The organism is Hwanghaeella sp. 1Z406 (assembly GCF_048892425.1).
GTDB lineage: Bacteria > Pseudomonadota > Alphaproteobacteria > UBA8366 > Aestuariispiraceae > Pacificispira.
This window is the reverse complement of the sequence record NZ_JBLZHU010000002.1, coordinates 308899-334760: the sequence shown is the minus strand read 5'-3', so window position 1 is coordinate 334760 and position 25862 is coordinate 308899. Positions and strand designations below refer to the sequence as shown.

The window sequence follows — 25862 nt, the reverse complement described above, 5'->3', positions numbered from 1 at the left end:
AAATCCATGCTGTTCCCAAACACGTGCTTAACTATGGCATAGAATTCTGATTTTTGAAAATGACTCATCAGCGACCGAATGTGAGGTAAAATCCGCTAGTCGGAAGTTTCATGAGGATGTGACACTTCAGCATCGACAACTTCAACATCCGTACTGTCGCCGTCATCAGACAATAAATGCTTACGGGGGGGCGGGCGCTTTTGCTTTGGTTTTTCAGGTTCATTTAAGGCATTGGCATTGGATTCCTGAAACGCCCGACTGACATATTGCAGGCCGGAAGAATTGCGCAGGAACTTACCATTGGCGCGCTGCAATTCACGCAGCAGCTCGCGCCCGACAATGCCGCCATCGCCTTTGATCTTGTCGCGGACCACTGCTTTCAAAATGCGCAGATGTTCCTCAATCAGGTCGCAACACGCATCGGACCGATCCAGATTGTGCAGGGTCAGGTCAAACAAAGACCGCGCAACCTGGGTCACCAGCGGATAGCCAAATGTCCCCCCCTGACCCCGCATTTCATGGGCCAGAAAGTTAATGGCGTTGAAGGGACGGCGGCGATCGGCCGTGTCTGACCGACGACAGGCCGTAAGAGCGCTTTCGATCTGTTTGATGAAATCCAGTGTCCAGTCGCGGAAATCTTCAGACCAGCTGTCCATTTCCCGCTGCATCGCGACGATTTGTTCGACATTGATTTCAGCAGATGCAAAGCGGCGGCGCATGTCCGGGGGTGGATCATAGAAGGTGACGCCCTTTGCCTGATCAGACTCTTCGGCATCACGGCGTTCTTCCGCGCTTAATGTTTCACGGCGGCGACGATCCGGACCAAAGAAATTGCCGATCCGGACATAGCGTCTTTTATCTTTCAGGGCCGCCATCAGATGCACGGCGACAGATTGCGCCGAAAATGGCTTGCTGAGAAATTCCGTCACCCCAAGCTCTCTGGCCAACTGGACACGGGCCGGATCGGAAAACGCTGTGATCATGACAAAGGGCATGAAGCGGTTCGGGGATTCCTTGTGTTTGCGTACCCAACGCAACAGCATGGCCCCATCGACAGGATGCATCACCCAGTCAGACAGAATAGCGTCCACCCGCCCGGCACCTGCGGCCGATGGGTCCCGCGCCATGGTGCGTAGTAATTCAATCGCTTCCGCGCCATTGGACGCGCGCAGAATGTTGCCCACCCCAAATGTCCGCAGCACCGAAGACAACAGGCTCCGGATTTGCAGTTGATCCTCAACGATTAGAATAGTGCTGTAGTTCAATACGCTCATGTCGATCCCAGATAGAAGCCGCCGTCAGGAGTGATCACCCCGGCAACCGGTCAAGCTGATTTCTGTTCAGCCCGTTTCTTTTCAGCCAGCAAACACAGCCAATCATGGCCGATTGTCGCCGCCGCAATCGCCGTAATCTCTGCATGGTCATAGGCCGGCGCGACTTCCACAACATCGGCCCCAACCCAGTTGATTGCGCCCAGACCACGCACAATTTCAAGCCCCTGCGCACTGGAAAGCCCCCCTGCGACGGGCGTTCCGGTGCCTGGCGCGAAGGCCGGGTCCAGACAATCAATATCAAACGTCATATAGGCAGGTCCATCGCTTCCCACCACCGCCAATGTACGATCAATAACAGCCTGAACGCCATTCTTGTGAATCCAGGGCGCATTCATTTCGACATAGCCATAGTCATCGTCATTCCATGTTCGAAGCCCGATCTGGACCGATTTTTCCGGAATAACCAGGCCTTCTGTCGCCGCGCGGGCGAACATCGAGCCATGGTCCAGCCGCACACCATCATCGGGCCAGGTATCGCAATGGGCATCGAAATGGATCAGCCGGATCGGGCCATATTTTTCGGCATAAGCCCGCAGGATCGGATAGGTGACAAAATGGTCGCCCCCAAGGCCCAGGGTTTTGGTCCCTGTCTCCAGGATAGCCCTGAAATCCGCTGTAATGACATCAGGCGCATCCTTGCCATAGCCGGAGTCAAAATAAACATCCCCCCAATCGGCAACCGCCAATGTGTCAAACGGATCAAAGCCGAATGGAAATGCTTTTAGCTCCGACAATTGCACAGATGCCGCACGCACGGCGCGAGGGCCAAGGCGTGCGCCCGGGCGATAGGTTGTCGCCAGATCGAAGGGAATACCCACAACAGCAACATCCGCAGCCCCCAGGTCGCGCGTATACTTCCGACGCAAAAAACTTGTTGCCCCGGAATATGTTGCATCATGACCGCGTCCGATCAGGCTTTCCGCCCGAAACGCCTGATCACCGTCAACATCGCCTGCATGCATCGACATTCCAAACGCTCCCCATAACGACCCGATTAAATACCGAGTTTGGGGGGGCGATTCCAATTCGGCAAGGCTATGTATGCACGACATCACAATAAAGTTTACGAAAGGAGATTGTTTGCACTGCGATGAAACAATATGTTGCATTGCGTCAAAGGCCGACACATCTGTGGCCCTATTCGTGGTTTTATTGAGAAATGGGAGGATCGCGCCATGCGCGTTAAGCACACCATCGCAGCCATTGCGACCCTTATTGTATTATCCGGTTGCGACGATGCGCAAACCGATGCTCAGCAAGGGGCTGCCCCACCTCCCCCAACCGTGACCGTGGCAACCCCACTGGTAAAGGAATTGATCGAGTTTGATGAAGTGACCGGCCGTTTTGAAGCGGTTGAGGATGTCATCATTCGCGCCCGCGTGACGGGCTATGTCGATAGCATTAATTTCAATGATGGACAGATGGTCGAGGCAGGCCAGGTCCTGTTCACCATCGACCCCCGTACCTATCAGGCCGATGTCGCCGGGGCGCGCGCTGATCTGATCGCGGCGGAAACGTCCCAGAAGCTTGCCGCATCGGAACTGGCGCGGCTGAGCAAGTTGACCAGCGGGCGCACGGTGACTGAATCGGCGCTGGACACCGCCCGGCAGGAAAAGGATTCCGCCGACGCCAATGTCGCCGCTGCCCGCGCCACTCTGGCCCGCGCCCAATTGAATGTGGATTTCTCTACCGTCAAGTCGCCTGTTACAGGACGTATTTCAAACAGCAACGTAGATGTTGGTGACCTTGTTCTGGGGGATGCGAATCCAACAGAACTAACCCGTGTGGTGTCTTTGGACCCGATGCATTTCGTATTTGATCTCAGCGAGCGGGACTATCTGGGATACCAGCGCATGCGAGCAACCGAAGAAGTTACGAATGGGCAGAGTTCTGAAGTAAAGGTGCAGTTGAACCTGTCCGATGAAACTGACTGGGCACGCGAGGGTACAATTGATTTCGTTGACAATGTCGTGGACAAAGGCACGGGCACGATTCGTCTGCGCGCCGTCGTCCCCAATACAGATGATGTCTTGACGCCCGGTTTGTTCGGACGACTGCGCCTGCCGAACTCGCCACGCTATAAGGCGATTTTAGTGCCGGATTCCGCCATTATGAGCGATCAGGCACAGAAACTGCTGTTGGCGGTCAAAGCCGATGGGACGGTAGAGTCCAAACCCGTGGTTCTGGGTCCCCGCGAATATGGTCTGCGCATTATTCGCTCAGGCATTGAACCAACAGACAAAATCATAATTAACGGGCTGCAAAAAGCGCGTCCTGGGCAACCAGTCACCCCGCAGGATGGCGAGATTACAGTAGTCACCGATAAGCAATAAGGCGTGAAGTTATGAAATTTTCCCACTTTTTTATCGAACGCCCGATCTTTGCATCGGTCTTGTCCATTGTCATTGTGGTGTTGGGAGGAATTTCTTTTTTCAGCCTGCCCATTGCGCAATATCCTGAAGTTGCGCCCCCCACCATCCAGGTTTCGGCCACCTATCCCGGGGCATCCGCGGAAACTGTCGCAGAAACCGTCGCCTCCCCGATCGAGCAGGAAATCAACGGCGTTGATAATATGCTCTACATCAATTCACAATCGACCGGGGATGGGGGTGTAACGATCACTGTCACATTCGCGTTAGGGACGGATCTGGATGCAGCCCAGGTTCTGGTGCAGAACCGGGTCGCCATCGCCGAACCGCGTCTGCCAGAGCCGGTGCGCGCTCTGGGGGTCACAACCCGCAAGAATTCACCGGATATCATGCTGGTGGCCCATTTGTTGTCACCAGACGATTCACTGGATCATCTTTATGTCTCCAACTACGCCTATTTGAAGGTTAAGGATGAAATCGCCCGTCTGGATGGCGTTGGGGACGTCCGGGTGTTTGGCGCGCGGGAATATTCCATGCGGGTCTGGCTGGACCCGCAGCGCATGGCCGAATTGGGCCTGATCGTCGATGACGTCACTGCCTCCCTGCAGCAACAGAATGTTCAGGTCGCCGCTGGCGTGATCGGGCAGGAGCCGATGTCAGACAACATTGATCTGCGCCTGAATGTCGAAGCCAAAGGCCGATTGGCCAAGCCAGAGGAATTTGAACAGATCATCGTCAAGCGCGGCGACGATGGCAGCATCACCCGCCTGCGTGATATTGCCCGGGTGGAGTTGAGTGGTTATGACTATTCCTCCAACTCCTATCTGGATGGTAAAGAAGCAGCGGCCATTTTGGTATTCCAAAGCCCAGGCAGCAATGCCCTAGAGACATCCGATGCCGTCCTGGCACGCCTGGAAGAGTTGAAAAAAGATTTTCCACCTGGTCTTGACTACCGCGCCGTCTACAATCCGACTGAATTCATTCAACAGTCGGTTGATGCCGTGCTGCAAACCATTTTGGAAGCCATCGCCCTGGTGGTGGTCGTCATCATCCTGTTCCTGAAGACCTGGCGCGCAGCAATTATTCCCATTGTCGCCATTCCGATTTCTCTGATCGGAACATTCCTGATCATGGCTGCTGTTGGTTTCTCGCTGAACAATCTGACGCTGTTTGGATTGGTATTAGCCATTGGCATTGTCGTCGATGACGCCATTGTCGTGGTGGAGAATGTTGAGCGGAATCTGCGCAAAGGCATGACGCCGCGTCAGGCAGCGCACCGTACGATGGACGAGGTCAGCACGGCCTTGATCGCAATTTCACTGGTGTTGTTGGCAGTGTTTATTCCGACCGCCTTCGTGACGGGTATCGCCGGGCAGTTTTACCGGCAATTTGCTGTCACGATTGCCGCTTCGACGGTGATTTCACTGATAATCTCGCTGACATTGTCGCCAGCGCTGGCGGCCATGTTGTTGCGCAAGCACGAAGCGGACGAAAAGCACTCGCTGCTGATGCGTCCGATCCATGCTTTCTTCCGTGGGTTTGATCGCAGTTTTGACGCCTTGTCCAGCGGCTATGGCGGGGCGGTGAAACGATTGGTGCGCCTGCCTTTGATCGTATTGGTCGTCTATGGCGGCTTGATCTATGTTGCCGCGGATACCTTCATGAAGACACCAACCGGCTTTGTGCCCGAAATTGACCAGGGGTATTTCATCACTGTGATTCAAGGGCCACCAGGTGCCTCTTTGGATCGAACAGATAAAATCGTGACCCCCCTTGCGGAAAAGATCAAAGCGATTGAAGGGGTCGGCAATGTTGTCGCCCTGACCGGCATTGACGGGGCAACATTTACGTCTGCAACGAATGCGGCAGTACTTTTCACCCCCTTGATGCCATTTGCGGAACGGGAGGAAAAAGGCATAACCGCGGACGCAATCTTTGGACAGATGTGGGGCATTGTCTCCCAGGTTCAGGAGGCGCAGATTTTTGTCGTCAAACCACCGCCCATTCGAGGAATCGGAACCGGTGGTGGCTTTAAGTTATATGTTCTGGATCGTCAGGGACGGGGGTCAGAAGCGCTGGAACAGGCGGCCTGGACTCTTGCCGGTGCAGCGGGTCAAGATCCGCAACTAACGCAAGTCTACACTTTCTTTAACACCAGCACGCCCAAGATCTATGCGGATATCGATCGCCAGAAAGCGGAAATGCTGAATGTGCCGCTGGAACGCATCTTTTCCACATTGTCGACCTTCCTTGGGTCACAATATGTCAATGATATCAACCTGTTTGGTCGATCATTCCGGGTAAAGCTGCAGGCGGATGAAGAATTTCGCGACGACGTTTCCGACATCAGCAAGCTGTGGACACGAAATCTGGATGGCGGGATGGTGCCCATTGGCACCATTGCGTCGTTTGAGAACCGCACAGGCCCCTATCGCGTGCCTCGGTTTAACCTGGCCCCCGGTGCCGCCGTTCAGGGGTCGACCGTACCGGGCGTTTCCACGGGCGAGGCCATTGTGAAGATGGAAGCCCTGGCAGATAAGGTTCTGCCTGATGGTTTCACCTATCAATGGACGGATATCGCCTACCAGGAGAAACAGGCCGGCAATACAGCGATTTATGTTTTTGGCGCGGCAGTCCTGTTCGTATTCCTGCTGTTGGCCGCCCAGTATGAAAGCTGGCTGCTGCCCCTGGCGGTAATTCTGATTGTGCCTATGTGTCTGTTAGCAGCCATGTTGGGCGTCAATTATCGCGGCTATTCAAACGATATTCTAGTCCAGGTCGGACTGATCGTTCTGGTCGCCCTGGCAGCGAAGAACGCGATCCTGATCGTAGAATTCGCCCGTCAGGCCGAAGAAGAGGGTATGAGCCGCTTTGACGCCGCCGTGGAAGCCGCTAAAACCCGATTGCGCCCGATCGTGATGACCTCTTTAGCCTTCATTCTGGGGGTCACGCCCCTGGTGATAGCAACCGGGGCCGGGGCGGAGATGCGTCAGGTTCTGGGAACGGCCGTGTTTTCCGGCATGATCGGGGTTACAATCTTTGGCCTTATCTTCACACCGGTCTTCTATACAATCTGTCAGAAATTCGCCGGCAAACCCCGCGAACCCTATGAGGACCCGAAGACTGAGGCTTGAGTGCCGGGTAAATCTCGGCTACGACCCGCGTTATGAGCACAGTCAATGCATCCCTCCGCCCGAAAACCTCTCCGGGCAAAGTCGGCTTCGTCAGTTTAGGCTGTCCGAAGGCGCTGGTGGATTCTGAACGAATTCTGACCAGCTTGCGGGCGGAAGGGTATGACCTATCCCCGTCCTATGAAGGGGCGGATGTGGTCGTGGTCAATACCTGCGGCTTCCTGGACAGCGCCAAGGCGGAATCCCTGGAAGCGATTGGGGAGGCTCTGTCGGAAAACGGGCGTGTCGTGGTCACCGGCTGTATGGGTAAAGACGAGGCCGCGATCCGCGCCGTGCATCCCAATGTGCTGGCCGTCACCGGCCCTCAGCAATATGAACAGGTGGTCAATGCCATCCACGATGTGCTGCCGCCGCTGCAGGATGCGAAATTCGACCTGATGCCGCCCCAGGGGATCAAGCTGACGCCGCGTCATTACGCCTATCTGAAAATCTCTGAAGGCTGTAATCACAGCTGTAAATTCTGCATCATCCCGTCGATGCGCGGCAAGCTGGTCAGCCGTCCTGCGGCAAAAGTCCTGTATGAGGCGGAACGCCTGGTAAAGGCCGGGGTGAAAGAACTGCTGATCATCAGCCAGGATACATCCGCCTATGGTGTCGATTTAAAACACGAGACCAGCCGCTGGAATGGGAAGGAAGTCCGCGCCCATATTCAGGATCTGGCGCGCGAACTGGGGTCTCTGGGGGCCTGGGTTCGGCTGCACTATGTCTATCCCTATCCCCATGTCGACAAATTGGTGCCGCTGATGGCCGACGGATTGGTCCTGCCCTATCTGGACATCCCATTTCAACATGCCAGCCCCAATGTCCTGAACCTGATGCGCCGCCCGGCCCATCAGGAAAAGACCATGACGCGGATCAATGCCTGGCGGGCGATCTGTCCCGACATCACCCTGCGATCCACCTTTATTGTCGGCTTCCCCGGCGAGACGGATGCGGATTTTGATTTTCTGCTGGACTGGCTGAAAGAAGCGCAACTGGATCGCGTCGGCTGTTTCAAATACGAAAATGTCGACGGCGCCGCCGCCAATGATTTGCCGGACCATGTTCCTGAAGATGTGAAAGAGGACCGCTGGCACCGCTTTATGGCCGCCCAGGCGGAAATCAGCGCCGCGAAATTACAGAAAAAGATCGGCCTGGAAATGCAGGTCCTGGTCGATCAGGCGCAGGGCGACGACGGCTATACCACCGCCCGCAGCACCGCCGATGCCCCGGAAATCGACGGCAATGTCCATATCGAAGGCCCCGGCGCGGAAACCCTGCAGCCCGGCGATCTGGTTACCGTTCAGATCACGGACGCTGACGACTATGATCTGTATGGCGAAGTGATCCTGAAGTAACCCGTTGTGCAACCCGCACATTAACGATTGGCCTGGGTCGAATCGTGCGATAGTGATTGTTACATATTTGTGACAACGCCCCCTGATTTGAAGAAGCCTGTGTTCATTCAGCCAGCATCAGTGCAACAGATCGCGGCCCTGCCCTATGTTTCCGTAGGCGGGCAGACGCAAATTCTTTTGATAACCTCGCGGGAGCGGGGACGCTGGATTCTGCCAAAAGGATGGCCGGTCAAAGGCCTGTCCTATTCAGACGCCGCCGCACGCGAAGCGGAGGAAGAGGCCGGCGTGATCGGACCTGTTTCGGCGGAACCCTTTGGGCATTTCGACTATCAGAAGCGCATGTCCAAGGGCTATGAAGTGCGCTGTTCCGTCCTGGTTTATCCGTTACACGTGATCGAACATCGGCTGGAATGGAAAGAACGTGGCGATCGGCAAATGCGCTGGTGCACCCTGTCAGAAGCTGCCGGTCAGGTCGACGATGCCGGATTGTGTCATTTACTACAGTCTGCCCAGCGGACTTTTCCCACGGTGCCATGGACCCTTTAAAACAATCCCTGGATAAAGACCTGGAAAAGATCGTCCATGTCGAGGCCGCTGCACGGTCTCTGTCAGGACGCCTGACGGCCCCGTCGCTGGCGCTGTTGTTTCTGGGGTTTTCAGGCTTGCTGGCTCTGGTCATATCCGGTTTCGGCAATAATGCGACACTGATCGTCTTTGCCGCCATTCTGGGGGCCTATATGGCGCTGAATATTGGCGCGAATGACGTTGCCAATAATGTCGGCCCGGCAGTTGGTGCGCGCGCCATGACACTGGTATGGGCCCTGGTGATCGCAGCCATTTGCGAAAGCGCCGGTGCCCTGCTGGCTGGGGGCGATGTCGTTTCGACGATCGCCAAAGGCATAATCGACCCGACCCAGGTTTCAGAGCCACAGACATTCATATGGGCGATGATGTCATCCCTGATGGCGGCTGCAATTTGGGTTAATCTGGCGACCTGGATCGGGGCACCGGTATCAACGACCCATGCCGTGGTCGGGGGCGTCATGGGGGCAGGCATAGCGGCGGTTGGTATTTCCCTGATTCAATGGGGAACCCTGGGGGCGATTGCTGCCAGTTGGGTTATTTCGCCCATATTGGGCGGCGTGATTGCAGCCCTGTTTCTAGCCTTCATTAAGGTCTATGTGATCTATCGTGATGACAAGATCGCAGCGGCGCGTCGTTGGATCCCGCTTCTGGTCGCCATCATGGCTGGATCGTTTTTCGGATATCTGGTGCTAAAGGGATTATCCCATATCTGGAAACCCAGCGGTCTGGTTATTCTGACCCTGTCAGGCGTGGTTTTCCTGATCTGTTGGGCGGTAATGAACCCTATAATCCGCCGTCAATCCAGGGGCATGGAAAACCGCAATCAGTCCTTGCGTGCCTTATTTCGCTTCCCGCTGATCTGTTCTGCGGCGCTGCTGTCCTTTGCCCATGGTGCAAACGATGTCGCCAATGCCATTGGCCCGCTGGCGGCGATCCTGCACAGCCTGCAAGACGGGAAGATCGCCGCGACGGTCACCGTGCCGATCTGGGTCATGCTGATCGGTGCCTTTGGAATCAGTTTGGGGTTGTTTCTGTATGGGCCGAAACTGATCCGCATGGTTGGCGCGCGCATTACCAAGATGAACCCGATGCGCGCCTTCTGTGTCGCCTTGTCCGCCGCGATCACGGTGATCCTTGCCTCCTGGCTGGGCCTGCCGGTCAGTTCCACGCATATCGCGGTCGGCGCCGTCTTCGGTGTCGGCTTCTTTCGGGAATTCTATACCAGCCGCCAGCGGGTGATCCGCAAGGCGGAGCGTCGTTTACAAACCGATGCTGCCTGGGCAGGCGCAGAGCGTCGCGGGGCCAAATCCCTGCCCCGGATGGTGCCGGAGGAGATTGCCCATCGCAAACTGGTGCGACGGTCCCATTTCCTGACCATTATTGCCGCCTGGTTGATCACGGTTCCTGCGTCGGCGCTGTTGTCCGCCGGGATTTTCCTGATCGTGCAATCGGTCATGAACGTTGGCTCTTGAGTTTAAGGCTTTTTCGCACCACCCGGGGGCTTGCTGTCGGCTGAGGTCGCGTCCTTACCTTCGATATCTGACGCCCGACGTTTCAGGGAGCCGTCCCCGACAGGCGGCCGACGTCGACGGTCCGGGCCGGCAAAACCCGGCGCCTTAACAAAGCTTCGGGGTCGCTTAACAATTTCCTGAAGGCGTTGATAAACAGAATTGGCGGAAATTGGTTTTGCCAAAAATTCCGTTATTCCTGCATCGCGGGCCTCTTCAACACGATGCCGCTCTGTATGGCCTGTCAGCATTATGATGGGTATATACGGGCGGTCCGAGTCCGTCCGAATGCTCTTCGCCAGTTCCAGGCCGCTCATCGGTTCCATCATCCAATCGGCAAAGATCGCATCTGCATGGAAACTTTTCAGATGCATCAATGCTTCTTTCCCATCGCTGCATTCCGCGATACGCACGATGCCAAAAGCCAACAATATTTCCTTCAGCAAATGACGCATCGACACATTATCATCGACGATCATGACGCTCAGGCGCTCAAAATTTTGAGCCATAGCACTCAATCCTTACCACACGAACCGGTTACAGATATCTTTATCAGAATACATCACACGTCAATGGGTTAGATTTTAACGCAACTTTCCTGCGTACCGTTGCACAATGCTGTTGATGGGGGTATCACGCGATCACTAAGTTCTTCCTGACCCTTCCGGGCAATACCTTATTTTCTTTAGGAGAGTTTTGATATGTCAGAAACGCGCTACGATGTTATCGGTATCGGCAACGCCCTTGTTGATGTTTTGGTCGAGGTCGATGACGCAGCGCTGACACGCGCCGGACTTCCCAAGGGCGGTATGTCCCTGGTGGAACGCGCCGATTCTGACAGTCTTTATGACACCCTGCCAGCCGGAGTTGAAAAATCCGGCGGGTCTTGCGGCAATACCATGGCTGGCTTTGCCGCGCTGGGCGGTGTGGGGGCCTATATCGGCAAGGTCTGTGACGATCAGTTCGGTGCTGTTTTTCGCCATGATATGACCGCGATGGGCGTGGATTTCCCAACAGCCGCAGCCCCTGGCGACATGGGAACCGGTAAATGCCTGGTGTTGGTGACACCCGATGCACAGCGCACCATGGTGACCTATTTGGGGGCGGCATCAAATTTCGCTCCAGACGACGTATCCGTTTCTGCGATCCAGGCCGCCCGGGTTTTGTATCTGGAAGGATATCTGTTTGATCGCGATGCTGCCAAAGCCGCCTTTATTGCCGCAGCCAATGCCGCGCATGCTGCAGGGCGTGAGGTTTCCTTGAGTTTAAGCGATGGGTTCTGCGTCGACCGCCATCGCGACGCCTTTCTGGATCTGGTGCGCAATCATGTCGATATTCTGTTCGCCAATGAGCAGGAGATTTGTTCCCTATATCAGACGGATGATTTCGATACCGCGCTGAAGACCGCAAAGCAGGATTGCAAGATTGCCTGCCTGACCCGATCCGAAAAAGGGTCTGTGATCCTGTCTGGGGACGATATGCATGTTGTTCCCGCAGAATCGGTCGCCAAGGTCGTGGATACGACAGGCGCTGGCGATCAATATGCCGCAGGATTCCTGTATGGCTATACACAAGGGTATGATCTGGCGAAATGCGCCCGGATTGGCGGAATACTGGCAGCAGAAGTGATTTCCCACTATGGCGCGCGCCCGGAAGCGGATGTGAAAGCCCTGGTTGCGACAGTGCTGGGGGCATAAGGGCGGGGCACCATGATCGAAAACCTTATCGCGGTTCTGGCACCGGTCTTTCTGACCGCTGCCGTCGGGTATATCTGGGTCAAGGCCGGGCGCACCCTGGACAGTGACCAGTTCACCCCGATTGTGGTCTTTATCGGCAGTCCGTGCCTGGTTTTCTCCGCCCTGATAAAATCAGATATTTCCCTGATGGAGGTGTCGCAATTTGCCGGGATGGCGGTGCTGGTGCATTTTTCCGCCTTTGCTTTGGGGTTCATCGCCCTGAAACTGATGCGCCTGCCCTTGCCCCCGTTTCTTCCCGCCCTGATGTTGCCCAATACCGGGAATATGGGGCTTTCGCTGTGCCTGTTTGCCTATGGTGATGTCGGTCTGGCGCTGGGTGTTGGCTTTTTCACGGTTTCATCCGTCATTCAATTCACCATCGGGTCGTCGATTGCGGCAGGCAATATCTCCTGGAAGCGCGTGGCGACGACACCCCATATCTATGCAATCCTGCTGGCGGGGCTGTTGCTGGGCACGGAAACACAACTGCCCCTGTGGCTGGACAATACAATTTCCCTGATTGGTCAGTTTACAATACCAATCATGCTGTTGCTGTTGGGGGTATCGCTGGCGCGCCTGACGGTTGGCAATCTGGGCCGCGCGATCATCCTATCGGTTATTCGCATCGGCGGGGGGTTGATCATCGGTCTGGCCATGGTCTGGGGCTTTGACCTGCACGGCGTTCAAGCCGGGGTGATGCTGATTATGTGCACCATGCCTGTTGCGGTGTTCAATTACCTGTTCGCACAATATTACAACAACAGCCCGGCCGAAGTGGCGGGCCTGGTGGTCGTCTCCACCGTGATGAGCTTCGTCGCCCTGCCCGTCCTGCTGTATTTTATTCTGTGAGCATCAAGCGGCCGCATGAACTCCTGAATGTTGCTCTACCGCGTTAAAACAGCGACGGCTTCTAAATGCGATGACCAGGTGAATTGATCGACTGGGGTGACCTTCTGCACCTCATAGCCGCCATCCATTAACACGCCAAGATCCCGCGCCAGGGTTGCCGGATTGCAGGATACTGCAACAATTGTCTTAACAGTGCTCCAGGCCAGTCGCTCTGCCTGGGCCGCTGCGCCTGCACGAGGCGGATCAAAAATAACCGCATCGTAACGCGCCAGTTCCTGTTCGGTCAGGGGATGTTTCGCCAGATCCCGACATTCCGCCTGGACACGCAGGCCCGCTGCCGCCCGTCGCAGGGCGTCGACGGGGGCTGATTCCCCCTCAGCGGCGAAGACATTTGCCCCACCCACGGCCAGCGGCAAGGACAGACTGCCGCATCCTGCATACAGGTCGGCAATGATTTTAGCGTCTGGCGGCAGTCCGGCGCGCACCAGATCGACCAGGATTGCCTCCCCCTCTCGACTGGGCTGCAGAAACGCCCCGATGGGCAGATCGACCGGCACACCGGCGATCACCAGGCGGGCGGGCCGCCTTGCTGCGACGGGTTCTGCAAATCCATCCGATTCCCAGGCAATCCGCGCGATATCATGTTTCTCTGCAAAGCTGACCAGCCGCTGCCGTTCGGCAAGGTCGGGATCGGACGGGCGGGCCGGAATAAACATCAGGTCAAACCCGGTATCACTGAGTGTGACCTGAATATCCCCGCCCTTTCCCAGACTGTTCATGGAGGTAGCGAGGTCTCGCAAGGCCGGTAACAGGGCGACTATTTCCGGTCGGGCGACCGGGCATTCCTGGATATCGATCAGGCGGCTTGTGCCCCGGACGTTAAACCCGATCATGGCCCTTCCGCCCGGACGCACGATTGTCAAACGCAAGCGCCGCCGCGTCCCCGGGGGCACTTCGCGCGTCTGTGCAACCAGATCTTCACTGATCCCGCGGCGGCTTAAGGCCTCCACCAGATGGCCGCGCTTGATGCGCGCAATCGCGCTCAGATCTAAATGCTGCAATGAACAGCCACCGCATGTCGCTGCATGCTGACAGACGGGATCAACGCGGTCCGGACCGGGCGTAATAAGGTCTAGCATCTTTGCCGCCCAGCCGTCGCCCCGCTTTTCGCCGGGTGCCGCGACAACCGTATCCCCGGGCGCCGTGCCCGGTATAAACAGCGGGCCCGATGGGCCCTGAGCCACACCGTCACCCCGTGCACCGATGCTATCAACCGTGACAGTAACGGGCGGTGCAGCAACGCGACTCTTAGTGCTTTTTCGTCTGGGGCGCACGGGCACAAGGCTCCTGGTATCAATTATGGGGCAGATTTATTGGCTTTTGCCGCGAAGTCACCCATACTCGCCCATTCAGTTGCGGATGACAGGGGCCGAATCGCGCATACTGATACATGATTAACACGGGCAAGACAGCCCAGAAAGTCATGGGGCTGTAAAAGGGTTTTGCGGGGGGCGTTCACGGCAGATGTCACTTAATACGCTTATTGCCTTTCTGTTGGCCTTTGGGCTGTTCATCTTCGCGATCGTATCGCAGACGAACAATTATCTGATATTCGTTGACCCTTTCAGCTTTGTCATGGTCATCGGTGGCACGTTGGCGGCGACCTTTCTGGGTCAGGAATACCGCTATGTCATGCTGGCCCTGCGCAGCATTTTTAGCATGTTTGCAGTCTATCGGGCCGGACGGAATGTCCTGAATCAGGATGTCGGGCGCTTGATCCAATGGGGGTATCTGGCGCAGCAGAAGGGGCTGATCGGTCTGGAGGCTGAAGTCAAGAAAGTGCAGGGGGATGAATTCCTGAGCTTCGGGGTCGAAAATCTGCTCAGTGGCTATACCGGGGAAGAATTGCGCGAAACCCTGGAAATTACCGCCGATAAGACTTTTGAGCGGAATCTGGTTCCCGCCAACATTCTGAAAGGCATGGGCGCGACGGCACCGGCCTTTGGCATGATCGGCACATTGGTTGGCTTGATTATTATGCTGTCCAGCCTGGGCGCCGATCCGAAAGATCTGGGGATCGGTCTGGCCGTCGCCTTAAATACGACCCTATACGGCGTGTTATTTGCCCGATTAATCCTGATTCCCGCCGCATCCAAATTGACCCAGCGCCAACAGATACAACGCTTTCGACACGAATTGATTACAGAAGGCCTTGTGATGCTCGCCGAACGCCGCTCACCAAGATATATTGCAGATCGAATGAATAGTTTCCTGGACCCCAACATACGTTTCGACATTGATAAGCAGGCGAAATAACAAGGCAAGGGAGGGGTGATATGGCTAAAAAGCGCAAACCTCCCGCCGGGGAAGCGCCCGACGAGGTCGAGGATTGGCTGGTCACATATGCGGATGCCATCACCCTGCTTATGGCGTTTTTCGTGATGCTGGTTTCCTTCTCGAAAGTCGATCTTCCCATGTTTGATGAGGTGAAGGCCGGAATTGCCGATAAGATCGGTGCGGGCGGCGGAGATACCCCGTTATTCGACCTGGAAGCATCGTTGAATTTTGAATTGGCGGAAGTCAGCCCGTTTCCACCCAATGCGATCAATGTTGGATTTGATAATCAGGGGGTGGTCATTGATTTCTCCAGCGGCTCCTTTTTCAAAGATGGTACGACGGAGCTGGATGAGGGTGCGATCCCGGTACTGGAGGCCATTCGGGAACAATTGCGCCAACCGCCCTATGATATCTTTAAGGTCGATGTGGAAGGGCACACATCCAACAGGACCCCACCGTCAGGGTCCATCTATCCAACCAATTGGGAGCTTTCCGCCAGTCAGGCAGCCCGCATTGTGCGCGAACTTATTGATCTGGGCGTTGAACCAAAATGGCTGACAGCAACCGGCTTTGCCGACACCCAACCCAAAGTCCCGAATCTGGATGTCGCCAAGAATCCCATCGTCGCGAACCAGCAACAGAACGAGCGCATATCACTCAGACTTCATCCATAAGACCCTAAAGCCGTGCGGTTTGTTTAAAATTGTATATACTTTTTATTTAAATGAGCCTTTATGCTGATAGAGGAACCGGTTCAGGATAGTTAGTGGGAGAATTGAGAGGTATGATCAATGGCGTTTAAGGTAAAGTTCTGGGGAGTGCGCGGGTCTATTGCCTGCCCGTCGCCACGCCATATCGGCTTTGGGGGCAACACCAGTTGTATTGAAGTCTCCGCCGGGGGGGAGCACATCATATTCGATGCGGGAACGGGTATCCGTTCGCTGGGTCAATGGATGCTGAAAAAAGATGTGAAGCACGCCCACCTGATGCTGTCCCATACCCATTGGGATCATATCAATGGTTTCCCCTTTTTCACGCCCGCCTTTCTGCCGGACCGGTCTTTTGAGATCATGGCCGGGCATGTTGAAGAAGATCAGGGCGGCATTCGGAAGGTTCTGTCGGGGCAAATGGCGCAGCCGTTTTTTCCTGTCCCCCTGGAAGCGATGCGCGGAAAATTGACGTTTTCGGATTTCAAGGCAGGCGATGTTTTCGATTTATCAGAAAATGTCCGCGTAAAAACAATGCCCCTGAACCACCCCAATGGCGCAACCGGCTATCGCATTGAACATCGCGGCAAGGCGATGTGTTACGTGACCGACACGGAACATGTGCCCGGCAAGCCGGACGAAAATGTCCTGGCCCTGATCGAGGGGGCGGATCTGGTAATCTATGACAGCACTTATACGGAGGAGGAATTTCCGGAAAAGGTGGGCTGGGGCCATTCCACATGGGAAGAAGGCATCCGACTGTGCCGTGCCGCAAATGTCCGAATGCTGGCGATTTTCCATCACGATCCCACCCATGATGATGCCTTTATGGAGGCCTTGGAAATCAAGGCGCGCGAAACCTGGTCCGGCGCGATCATCGCGCGGGAAAATATGCGAATCAATCTGCTGTAAGGGCGCACAAGGGACAGCAATCAAGGCTGACAAAACGCAGAGAGGCAGACAGAGACGATTTTCCGTTGCAAACCGGCAACAATAACCCGCAACTTTACGAAAGATAGTGGTTAACGGTCACTTTTATTGAAAAACGAATATGCATTTATGCTAAAGTATCAGCATTAAGTTATATTTTTGTTTGGATGGCGGGGGCGGTATCAGCTGCATATAATTGGACTAAGGAAGTTCGTGAAATGGACTGTCGGCATTCTTTTATTCTTTCGATTGTTGTGACCTCCATCGCCTGGGCTATTCCTTCAGGAATGGCCAGCGCCCAGCAGGTCGCACAAAACTCTCTGGATCAGCAAATTGATGAGGCTCAGCAAGGCACGCCAGCCTTAAATGACGTCAGGCAAGCGACCAGCGCCGCTATTTCAGCGATGAATGATCCAAACTGCCCGCCGGTCACTTTTGCAGATGTCCTGTCCAATCCTGACGACACCGCCTTGAATGTCTGTTATGCGCGCAAACAGATTCAGGACGGCAATGTGAAGGGCGCGCTCGCCACGCTGGAGCGGGTTCTGCTGATCGCACCAGAGGCGCTGAATGTTCGGCTGTTATATGCCATCATTCTGTATCGCCTGGACAATATGGCCGGTGCCGAACGAGAATTTCAAACTGTCGCAGAAGCGGACCTGCCGGACGATGTGCGCCAACAGGTGAATACCTACCTTGCCGACATTCAACAGCAACAACAGGCAACCAAACAATCCGTGCGGGTCAGTGTCGGCGTTTATGCCGATACCAATCGAAATGCAGCACCGGTTTCGGAAAGCCTGATGGCCTTTGGCGCACGCAGTCCGATTGCCCTGGAGCGGGATCGCCCAAACGGCGATATCGGGTTACTGACAATATTGGGATACGACTTCACCCATGATCCCGGCCTTCAGAACCAGCATGAATTCTTTGGCGGCGTCGATCTGTATGGGGACACGCTGTCAGAACAGAACAAGCTGGATATTCAGGCCCTGAATACGGATCTGGGGTTCCGCTGGCGCTATCCAAGCATCACCATTGCGCCCCGGGTTTTCCTGTCCAATATGCGCATCGGCTGGAACAAGTTTTATACCTCAAAAGGTGTTGAACTGAGGCTGGATCACAAGATTCGTCTGCCCGACCCGGACGCCGCCCTGCTGGACACATGGTTTCTGGTCTCCGGTCAGGATGAAAACTATCACAACACACCTGATTTCCAGACATTAACCCTGCGCAGCGGCAAGAAGTCAGATGTGGAGCTGGGGGTTGGAACGCTGTTATTCCCGGATCACTATGTCTCTCTGGTCGCACAGTCTCAATATAAGAGCGGTGCCGCCGATAGTGGAAACAATGGGGCGAAGACCTTCTCATACTCCTATCAAAATGTTGAGGCGAACCATACCTGGATCCTCGAAAACGGGAAATTTCTGGTCAGTAGCGTGATGCTGGGCACAAGACAGTACAAACACCCGGACCCCTTGGTGCAAAACGGGGTTCACCGCCTGGAACAGCCCTTTCGTGTTCGCATGACCTATGGGATGCCCCTATCAGAATTGATCGGGTCGGACTGGATACAGGAACAGCGCACGGAAAACGCGGAATTTCTGTCTTTTGCCGAAGAGACGACGATCTCTCTGACCGGGGAATATCGCTATCAGCGTTCCAATATCACAAACTACCAGACCGAAAATAAGCGCATCCAGCTCTTGCTGTCTCGCGCCTTTGATTTTTGAGGAAGGGATCAGCCCGATGACATATGCGACACGCCCTCTTACCGCACAGATTTGCGCCGTCGCCGCGCTGGTCCTGCTGCCCTTCGGTCCAGCCGTTTCGCAAGACCTGGTGCAGGCCGGCGTTTCCGCGGCGGTGCAAGGTCAAGTCAGTGTTGCGCGCGTCGATGCGGTCGGGCGGCAAATCGACAGTGGCGAGCCGATCTTTCTGAACGATGCCGTCACATCAGGGCCGGACTCCGGCATGCAGATCATGCTGTTGGATGAAACCGTCTTCACCATCGGTCCGGAAAGTGAAATTTCCATCGATACTTTTGTCTATGACCCCGCGACCGGACAGGGCTCTCTTGCTGCCAACATGACCAAGGGGGTGATGCGGTTCGTGACGGGGAATGTATCGTCTGGCAATCCCCAGAACATGACGATCAAATTGCCGGTCGGCACCATTGGGATTCGCGGGACCCTTGGCGATGTGGCCATCCTGACCGTGGAAGAGGCAACTGAAATTTTCCCGCAGGAGATGGAACAACAGAATCAAGGTGCCCAAGATACATCCGGTAACCCGCAACCGGTGGTCTTTGCAGCCCTTTCCGGACCGGGGCCACTGACCCAGACCGGTGCGCCGATCGGGTCCTTCACCTTTTCCTCTCCCAATGGATCTGTGGATCTGAATCGTCCGGGCGGTGCCGTTCTGGCAACCCCGGGGCAACCCCCTGTGTTTTTCATCGCCCCACCTGGCGCCCTGCAACAGATCAGCGCCGGTCTGACGGCACGGGGAGGCAATCAGAGTTCTAACGCCGACAGCGGCAATGATTCTTCTGGTGACCAATCCAATTCCACGGATACCAATACGGAAAGCAGCGGTACCGAGAATGCTCAGTCCCAATCCAACGTATCGAATGACACCTCCTTCAAGCAGGTAAACACGATCAGCACCACCAACACCAATACAAGCCAGTCTCAGGATGTCGCCAATACAAATGATCTGGCCGGCAACAGTCGGGGTTTCACCTATGCCGATATCGCTGCGGCATTTTCCGGGGAAAGCAGCGTCAGCGGGTCAGGGGACCTGACCGGCGCGATAATCGGCAGCTTCAACACCAATGTCGATTTTTCCGCCCGCACCGTGGATATTAGCACAGGAATCCTGAAGCAGGGGTCGACAGATATTGGGACCGTCATTCTGAATTCCAATAGTGGTGTGGCCGTGAACGATTCGACCTCCAGCTTCGCCATCGGATCCAATAACAATACCGGAACCTGCGGCAGTTGCACCGGCGGTGTCACATTTACCGGAACGAATTCACTGGAACTTTCGGTCAGCCATAACGGCGGAACCGGAACAGGCAGCGCGACGCTCAGCGCCGGCATGTGATTTTGTATCATAATCACTCTTTTCTGATCTGAATGTCGACCATGACCTGGTTTGGGAAAAAAGCACATTTCTGGGCGCCGCTTCTGCTGTTGATCGGCGCCCTTTTTGTGCGTGCATCAGAACCCAATTGGCTGGAGGGGCTGCAATTCGCGGTATTTGACGAATTGATGCGCGCCTATCCAAGAGACTATAATCCAGACGCCGATATTCCCGTCCGGATCGTCGATATTGACGAGGACAGCCTGGCTGCTCACGGTCAATGGCCCTGGTCGCGCCTGACAATTGCCCAGATGGTTCTGAACCTGCGCCAGGCCGGCGCGGCAGTTGTCGCCTTTGATATTGTGTTTTCGGAACCGGACCGCATTTCCCCACCGAATGCCGTTAAGGAATGGTCTGTTCTGGAAGGCGCAGAAGACCTGATGGAGCGGATTAAGAACCTGCCAGACTTCGATGCTGCCTTTGCCCAGTATCTGGAGGCATTGAACCCTGTGGTTCTGGGTTTCGTGCTCAGCCAGGATGAACGCCTGCCCCGCATACCGGATTTTGATGGAACCTTTGCGACCAAAGGACTGAATGCGGGCGATGTGCGGCGCTTCCTGAAACCCGTTTATACGGGCGCTGTCACCAATCTGCCGATCTTTGAGAAGGCCGCATCTGGCAATGGCAGCTTCAGCATGCGCCTGGAACAGGACGGCCTGGTTCGCCGCGTGCCCGTGATTTTCCAGTTGGATCCCAAAAATGGGAGCGACACGCTGCTATACCCCTCGCTGGTCGCGGAAGCTTTCCGCACGGTTCAGGGGGTTAAAACCATGATCGTCCGGGCGGCGGGAACCGACAGCACAGCGTCCCTGTTGGAACAGGGCAATGTGAATGGTCTGGCCAATATCCAGATCGGCGCAAAAACCATCCCAACCGATCCTTTTGGGCGAATCTGGTTGCATTCCACCGGCCACCGGCAAGAACGGTTTATCTCAGCAAAATCCGTGTTAGACGGCACCTTTGATCCCACCCTTGTCCAGGGAGCCATCGTCTTTGTGGGCGCCACGGCAGCGGGCCTGCTGGATTTGCGCGCAACCGCCTTGGCCTCGCAATATCCAGGGGTGGAGATTCATGCTGAAATCGCCGAACAGGTCATCAGCGATCATTTTCTGGAACGCCCCGGCACGGCGTTTTATTTTGAGTTGGGTTTTATTCTGATCCTGGGTCTGCTGTTGATCATCGCGATGCCCCGATTGGGTGCGGCCAAATCCGCGCTGTTTGGCGGGATCTGCGTCATGGGGGCCTTTGGTTTTGCCTGGATGATGTTCACCCAGCATCTACAGCTGTTCGATCCTGTGTTTCCCAGCGGCGCGACGCTGGCAATTTATCTGGCAGGAACCGTAATACTGTTCGTTCGGGAAGAATCTCAGCGACGCCAGATTCGCGGCGCTTTTGCGCATTATCTTTCCCCGGATCTGGTGCAGCAATTGGCAGAACAGCCGGAACGCCTGAAACTGGGCGGTGAAACAAAGACACTGACCTTCCTGTTTTGTGATGTTCGCGGTTTCACAACGATTTCAGAAAGCTTTAAGGGCAATCCCCAGGGGTTGACCTTGCTGATCAATCGCTTCCTGACCCCATTGACGGACTGCATTCTGGATCGACGCGGCACGATTGATAAATATATGGGCGATTGTATCATGGCCTTCTGGAATGCCCCATTGGATGTGCCGAATCACCCTAAGGACGCCTGCGAATCCGCATTATCGATGTTTGAAGCCCTGGAAGCATTGAACAAAGAGCGTGAGGCAGAAGCACAGGCGGCGGGCGACCCCTTCCTGCCGTTGAATATCGGGATTGGGGTCAATACCGGGGATTGCGTGGTCGGGAATATGGGCTCGGACCAGCGCTTTGACTATTCCGTTCTGGGGGATGCCGTCAATCTGGCCTCTCGGCTGGAGGGTCAGTCGAAAAGCTATGGCGTGGGCATCGTTCTGGGCACCGACACATGGCACGCTGTTGCGGATGATTTCGCAACGCTGGAACTGGATCGAATAGCGGTGAAGGGCAAGTCCGAGGCGGTGACGATCGCAACCTGCATCGGGCGCAGCGACCTCAGACAGTCGCAGGAGTTTCTGGATCATGCCCGGCACCATGAAACGCTGCTTTCCGCCTTTCGCGCACAGGAATGGGATCAGGCTGAATCCCTTCTAAAGGCGCTGACCGGAAAATTATCCGGCCAGATGGATGGATTTTACGCGATTTATCAGGAACGCATCGACGAATACCGCCAAAATCCCCCGCCGGCGAACTGGGATGGCGTTTATATCGCAACCAGCAAATAACCCCTGGAAATGTTTTCCAAGGTTGCGATATACAAGTCGCGATGCTGTGATAAACTGCATTCGTTATTCCAATAATCACAAAGTTGCTGCGTGAAACAGCAACTGAAGCCGGTATGGGTTAAAAATACGTTCCCATGGAACATAATTCTGACGCTGACATCGATTTAAAAGAAGACAACCGGCGCGAAGACCGGTTTGGACGCCGTGCGGGCGAAAAGATGATCCATCGTCTGGTGGAGCTTGGGATCGCGCTGTCGTCTGAAAAAGATCATGACCGCCTGATGGAAATGATTCTTTTGGAAGCCAAGAATATCTATAACGCCGATGGCGGAACGCTGTATCTGGTAACCGACGACGAAACCGGCCTGTCGTTTCAGATTATGCGCAATGACACGCTGAACATTTCCATGGGCGGTACGACGGGAAAGAAAATTCCATTTCCTCCCGTGCCTTTGTATCGGCCCGATTCATCCAAAAATATGAACAATGTTGCATCGGCTGTGTATCATCAGGCCGTGGCCAGCAATATCGTGGATGCCTATGAGGCCCAGGAATACGATTTTTCCGGCACCAAGAAATTCGATGAGACAACGGGCTATCGGTCGAAATCCTTCCTGACAGTCCCCATGATCAATACGCAGCGCGAAGTGATTGGCGTGTTGCAATTGATCAATGCACGGGACCAGACCAGCAACACCATCGCCTTTGAAACCTCGCTTCAGCCGATGATCGAGGCACTGACCAGCCAGGCAGCAGTGGCGCTGGAAAATCAAATGCTGATCCAGCAACAGCGGGCGCTGTGGAATTCCCTGATTGAGATGATCGCGGCCTCGATCGATGACAAGTCACCCTATACCGGTGGTCATTGTCAGCGTGTTCCAGAGATCACCAAACTGCTGGCCAAAGCCGCCTGCGAATCCGAAGAAGGGATCTTCGCGGGTTTCGACCTGGACGAGGACGAATGGTATGAATTGCATATCGCGGCCTGGCTGCACGATTGCGGGAAGGTCACGACGCCGGAATATGTCGTCGATAAGGCGTCCAAGCTGGAGACGATCTATAACCGCATTCACGAGGTTCGCACCCGTTTTGAGGTGATGCATCGGGATGCGGAAATCGAATGCCTGAAACGGAAGCTGGACGGAGAAGACCCCGATACCTGTGACCGGGATTTTCAATTCGCGGTGGATAAGCTGCAGGAAGAATATGCTTTCGTCGCCAATGCAAATGTTGGTGGGGAATTCATGGACGATGCCGATATTGAGCGCCTGAAAGAGATCGGGCAACGGCGCTGGACCCGCTATTTCGACAAAGGGATTGGGTTGAGCCCGCCAGAAGCGATGCTGGTGGCAAAAAACCCACCACCGCCCGCCCCGGCCCAGGAACCCTTGATCGGCGATCTGCCGGAGCACAAGACCGGCAATTATAATTTGGGCGAATTGACCAATCTGTCGATCCGGCGCGGAACCCTGACGGCGGAAGAGCGTGAGAAAATCAACGACCATATCGTCGTGACCATCAAGATGCTGGAACAACTGCCTTTCCCGAAGAAGATGCGTCGGGTTCCGGAATATGCGGGCGGTCACCACGAAAAGATGGACGGTACGGGCTATCCCAAAGGGTTGACCAAGGCGGATATGTCGATCCCCGCGCGCATTATGGCGATTGCCGATATCTTTGAGGCCCTGACGGCCGCCGACCGTCCCTATAAAAAGGCCAAGACGGTCAGCGAATCCCTGAAGATCATGAAATTCATGTGCAAGGACCAGCATATCGATGCAGATCTGTTCGACCTGTTCCTGCGCTCTGGCGTCTGGAAAACCTATGCCGATGAATTCCTGGACCCCAGCCAGGTGGACCCGGTCAATATCGAAGACTATCTGCCCAGCCCAACCATGCTGACGACCCAGAGCGCGGCGGAGTAACCCTACCCCCGCCGTGCCAGTTCCGCCTCCAGCTCTGCGATGCGCATATGCAATGGCGCCACCGCTTGCTGGATTTCCGCATTGGTAAAGCGCGGCGTGATATGTTGCGGACAGTTCCATTCCAGGGCAGCGAGATCGATCAGGAAGGCCTGTTCAACCTTGGCCTTGTAATCCGGCATAGAGAGGCTCGTCAGAATTTCTGGGTCGTCGGTCACACGGGCATGGCCCATAATTTTCAACCTTGCCCGACTGGGATAGTCCACCAGGATCAGGCTGACACGGTCATCCTGCTTCAGATTTCCGGCACTGATATACTGTCGATTGCCGCGAAAATCTGCAAAGCCCATGGTTGTTGGCGACAGCACCTTTAAGAAACCAACAGGCCCACCCCGATGCTGGACATAGGGCCATCCGGTTTCTGACACGCTGGCCATGTAAAAGCTGTCCCGTGCCTGAATGAAGGCCGTCGCATCTGCATCAAAGACATCCGGCTCAGACTCTCTTGTGCCGCGATTGGCATAGGCAGACCGGCTGCCGTGGCGCACCTGCTCAGCCTGAACAGCAGGGGTGAAGGTAAGTTTTGCATAATGGTCGCTCATGATTGCTTCTTTCCGATTGGGTTTTCGCTACGACCAAGATAACCATTGTTTTAAATGAAATTAATTCATATTATTTTACTTATTAATTCAGAATTTTGGAATAATAAATGGACCGGTTCCAGGCGCTTGAGACCTTTATCGCAGTGGCGGAAACCGGTGCCTTTAATGGGGCGGCGCAAAGACTGGGGCAGTCGCCACCCGCCGTAACACGCATTATTGCGCAATTAGAAGCCCGGTTGGGCGTAACCCTGTTCCTGCGCACAACGCGGCAGGTTCGTTTGAGTGAATCCGGAGAACGGTTTTTGCACGATGCCCGCCGCGTTCTGTCAGACCTGCGCGACGCCGAAGCCTCCGTGACCGGCAGCCATGGCAGACCCCGCGGATTGTTGCGGATCACCGCACCGGTTCTGTTTGGCCGATACTATATCACCCCAATTCTTGCGGAAATGCTGGATCTGTATCCAGAGATGCGTGTGCAGGCATTACTGCTGGATCGTGTCGTCAATCTTGCGGAAGAAGGCCTGGATATAGCCATCCGGATCGGGGTACCGGAAGACTCCTCGCTAAGCGCAATTCGGGTCGGTGCGGTCCGGCCGGTTGTCTTCGCCGCGCCGGACTATCTGGCCCGGCATGGCACCCCGGCAGTGCCATCAGACCTGACAAGCCATTCCATCCTTCAGGCGGGCAATATCGAAAATGCCGCAAACTGGCCGTTTCAGAAAGAAGGAGACCGCCTTACCGTCCGGGTGACACCGCGAATGACGGTCAATGACAATCAGGCCGTCCTTGATCTGGTCCGTGCCGGCAGGGGGATTGGGCGGTTGTTATCCTATCAGGTGGCCCTGGCCCTGGACTCCGGTGCGGTTGTCCCTGTGTTGGAAGCCTTTGCCGCCCCCAGCCTGCCCATCCATATCCTGCATGGGGAGGGGCACCGCACCTCCGCCAAGCTGCGGGTGGCGGCAGACTTGCTTAGAGACCGCCTGCGCGCCAACCCAACCCTGCGACGTGCTAATCTTTAGGACAACC

General features: G+C 55.4%; 20 protein-coding genes. 15 read left to right on the top strand and 5 right to left on the bottom strand.

Going from position 1 to position 25862, the window contains the following annotated elements:
- Positions 1 to 95: 95 nt before the first annotated feature.
- Both ACOSDR_RS05930 and speB read right to left on the bottom strand, forming a co-directional pair.
- Complete coding sequence (locus ACOSDR_RS05930; protein ID WP_420725215.1) at positions 96 to 1274, bottom strand: response regulator; 1179 nt, start codon at positions 1272 to 1274, stop codon at positions 96 to 98.
- A gap of 50 nt (positions 1275 to 1324) precedes the next feature.
- On the bottom strand, positions 1325 to 2302 hold the full coding sequence (speB, locus tag ACOSDR_RS05925) for an agmatinase (RefSeq protein WP_420725216.1): 978 nt from the start codon (positions 2300 to 2302) through the stop codon (positions 1325 to 1327).
- Positions 2303 to 2509: 207 nt separating this feature from the next.
- Between speB and ACOSDR_RS05920 the strand changes: the two genes are divergently transcribed.
- The 5 genes from ACOSDR_RS05920 to ACOSDR_RS05900 all read left to right on the top strand — a co-directional run bounded on the left by ACOSDR_RS05920 (position 2510) and on the right by ACOSDR_RS05900 (position 10288).
- The gene (locus tag ACOSDR_RS05920; RefSeq protein WP_420725217.1) at positions 2510 to 3667 is read left to right on the top strand and encodes an efflux RND transporter periplasmic adaptor subunit; all 1158 of its coding nucleotides are present in this window, start codon (positions 2510 to 2512) and stop codon (positions 3665 to 3667) included.
- Between the two features lie 11 nt (positions 3668 to 3678).
- Positions 3679 to 6837, top strand: a complete 3159-nt coding sequence (locus ACOSDR_RS05915) for an efflux RND transporter permease subunit (RefSeq protein ID WP_420725218.1) — start codon at positions 3679 to 3681, stop codon at positions 6835 to 6837.
- A 32-nt stretch (positions 6838 to 6869) separates the two neighbouring features.
- On the top strand, positions 6870 to 8231 hold the full coding sequence (rimO, locus tag ACOSDR_RS05910) for a 30S ribosomal protein S12 methylthiotransferase RimO (protein ID WP_420730662.1): 1362 nt from the start codon (positions 6870 to 6872) through the stop codon (positions 8229 to 8231).
- Between the two features lie 69 nt (positions 8232 to 8300).
- Entirely contained in the window at positions 8301 to 8777 is a 477-nt protein-coding gene (locus ACOSDR_RS05905) for an NUDIX hydrolase (protein ID WP_420725220.1), read from the top strand.
- Positions 8765 to 10288: an inorganic phosphate transporter gene (locus ACOSDR_RS05900; protein WP_420730661.1), complete on the top strand. Its 1524-nt coding sequence runs from the start codon at positions 8765 to 8767 to the stop codon at positions 10286 to 10288. Before ACOSDR_RS05905 ends, ACOSDR_RS05900 begins: the two co-directional genes overlap by 13 nt.
- 2 nt (positions 10289 to 10290) lie before the next feature.
- On the opposite strand, the gene ACOSDR_RS05895 is transcribed toward ACOSDR_RS05900, so the two are convergent.
- Positions 10291 to 10833: a response regulator gene (locus tag ACOSDR_RS05895; RefSeq protein WP_420730660.1), complete on the bottom strand. Its 543-nt coding sequence runs from the start codon at positions 10831 to 10833 to the stop codon at positions 10291 to 10293.
- Positions 10834 to 11025: 192 nt separating this feature from the next.
- Here ACOSDR_RS05895 and ACOSDR_RS05890 point away from each other — a divergent pair, with 192 nt between their 5' ends.
- Together ACOSDR_RS05890 and ACOSDR_RS05885 are read left to right on the top strand one after the other, a co-directional pair.
- Positions 11026 to 12021, top strand: coding sequence for an adenosine kinase (locus ACOSDR_RS05890; RefSeq protein ID WP_420730659.1), 996 nt, complete (start codon positions 11026 to 11028; stop codon positions 12019 to 12021).
- Between the two features lie 12 nt (positions 12022 to 12033).
- Positions 12034 to 12909 (top strand): AEC family transporter, encoded by an 876-nt coding sequence (locus tag ACOSDR_RS05885; protein ID WP_420725224.1) that lies wholly within the window; start codon positions 12034 to 12036, stop codon positions 12907 to 12909.
- Positions 12910 to 12944: 35 nt separating this feature from the next.
- Here the strand turns inward: ACOSDR_RS05885 and ACOSDR_RS05880 are convergent, their stop codons facing one another.
- Positions 12945 to 14243 (bottom strand): class I SAM-dependent RNA methyltransferase, encoded by a 1299-nt coding sequence (locus tag ACOSDR_RS05880; RefSeq protein WP_420730658.1) that lies wholly within the window; start codon positions 14241 to 14243, stop codon positions 12945 to 12947.
- Positions 14244 to 14433: 190 nt separating this feature from the next.
- Here ACOSDR_RS05880 and ACOSDR_RS05875 point away from each other — a divergent pair, with 190 nt between their 5' ends.
- The 7 genes from ACOSDR_RS05875 to ACOSDR_RS05845 all read left to right on the top strand — a co-directional run bounded on the left by ACOSDR_RS05875 (position 14434) and on the right by ACOSDR_RS05845 (position 24237).
- Positions 14434 to 15225: a motility protein A gene (locus tag ACOSDR_RS05875; protein WP_420725226.1), complete on the top strand. Its 792-nt coding sequence runs from the start codon at positions 14434 to 14436 to the stop codon at positions 15223 to 15225.
- 20 nt (positions 15226 to 15245) lie between these two features.
- On the top strand, positions 15246 to 15920 hold the full coding sequence (locus tag ACOSDR_RS05870; RefSeq protein WP_420725227.1) for an OmpA/MotB family protein: 675 nt from the start codon (positions 15246 to 15248) through the stop codon (positions 15918 to 15920).
- 117 nt (positions 15921 to 16037) lie between these two features.
- Positions 16038 to 16865, top strand: coding sequence for an MBL fold metallo-hydrolase (locus ACOSDR_RS05865; RefSeq protein ID WP_420725228.1), 828 nt, complete (start codon positions 16038 to 16040; stop codon positions 16863 to 16865).
- 236 nt (positions 16866 to 17101) lie between these two features.
- Positions 17102 to 18616 (top strand): tetratricopeptide repeat protein, encoded by a 1515-nt coding sequence (locus ACOSDR_RS05860; RefSeq protein ID WP_420725229.1) that lies wholly within the window; start codon positions 17102 to 17104, stop codon positions 18614 to 18616.
- A gap of 16 nt (positions 18617 to 18632) precedes the next feature.
- On the top strand, positions 18633 to 19988 hold the full coding sequence (locus tag ACOSDR_RS05855; protein WP_420730657.1) for a FecR family protein: 1356 nt from the start codon (positions 18633 to 18635) through the stop codon (positions 19986 to 19988).
- Between the two features lie 32 nt (positions 19989 to 20020).
- Positions 20021 to 22312 carry a CHASE2 domain-containing protein gene (locus ACOSDR_RS05850; protein ID WP_420730656.1) on the top strand — a complete coding sequence of 764 codons (2292 nt, stop codon included), beginning with the start codon at positions 20021 to 20023 and terminating at the stop codon, positions 22310 to 22312.
- Positions 22313 to 22446: 134 nt separating this feature from the next.
- Complete coding sequence (locus ACOSDR_RS05845; protein ID WP_420730655.1) at positions 22447 to 24237, top strand: HD domain-containing phosphohydrolase; 1791 nt, start codon at positions 22447 to 22449, stop codon at positions 24235 to 24237.
- 2 nt (positions 24238 to 24239) lie between these two features.
- On the opposite strand, the gene ACOSDR_RS05840 is transcribed toward ACOSDR_RS05845, so the two are convergent.
- Positions 24240 to 24836: a pyridoxamine 5'-phosphate oxidase family protein gene (locus ACOSDR_RS05840; protein ID WP_420730654.1), complete on the bottom strand. Its 597-nt coding sequence runs from the start codon at positions 24834 to 24836 to the stop codon at positions 24240 to 24242.
- A 107-nt stretch (positions 24837 to 24943) separates the two neighbouring features.
- Here ACOSDR_RS05840 and ACOSDR_RS05835 point away from each other — a divergent pair, with 107 nt between their 5' ends.
- Positions 24944 to 25855: a LysR family transcriptional regulator gene (locus tag ACOSDR_RS05835; protein ID WP_420725234.1), complete on the top strand. Its 912-nt coding sequence runs from the start codon at positions 24944 to 24946 to the stop codon at positions 25853 to 25855.
- The last annotated feature ends 7 nt before the right edge of the window (positions 25856 to 25862 follow it).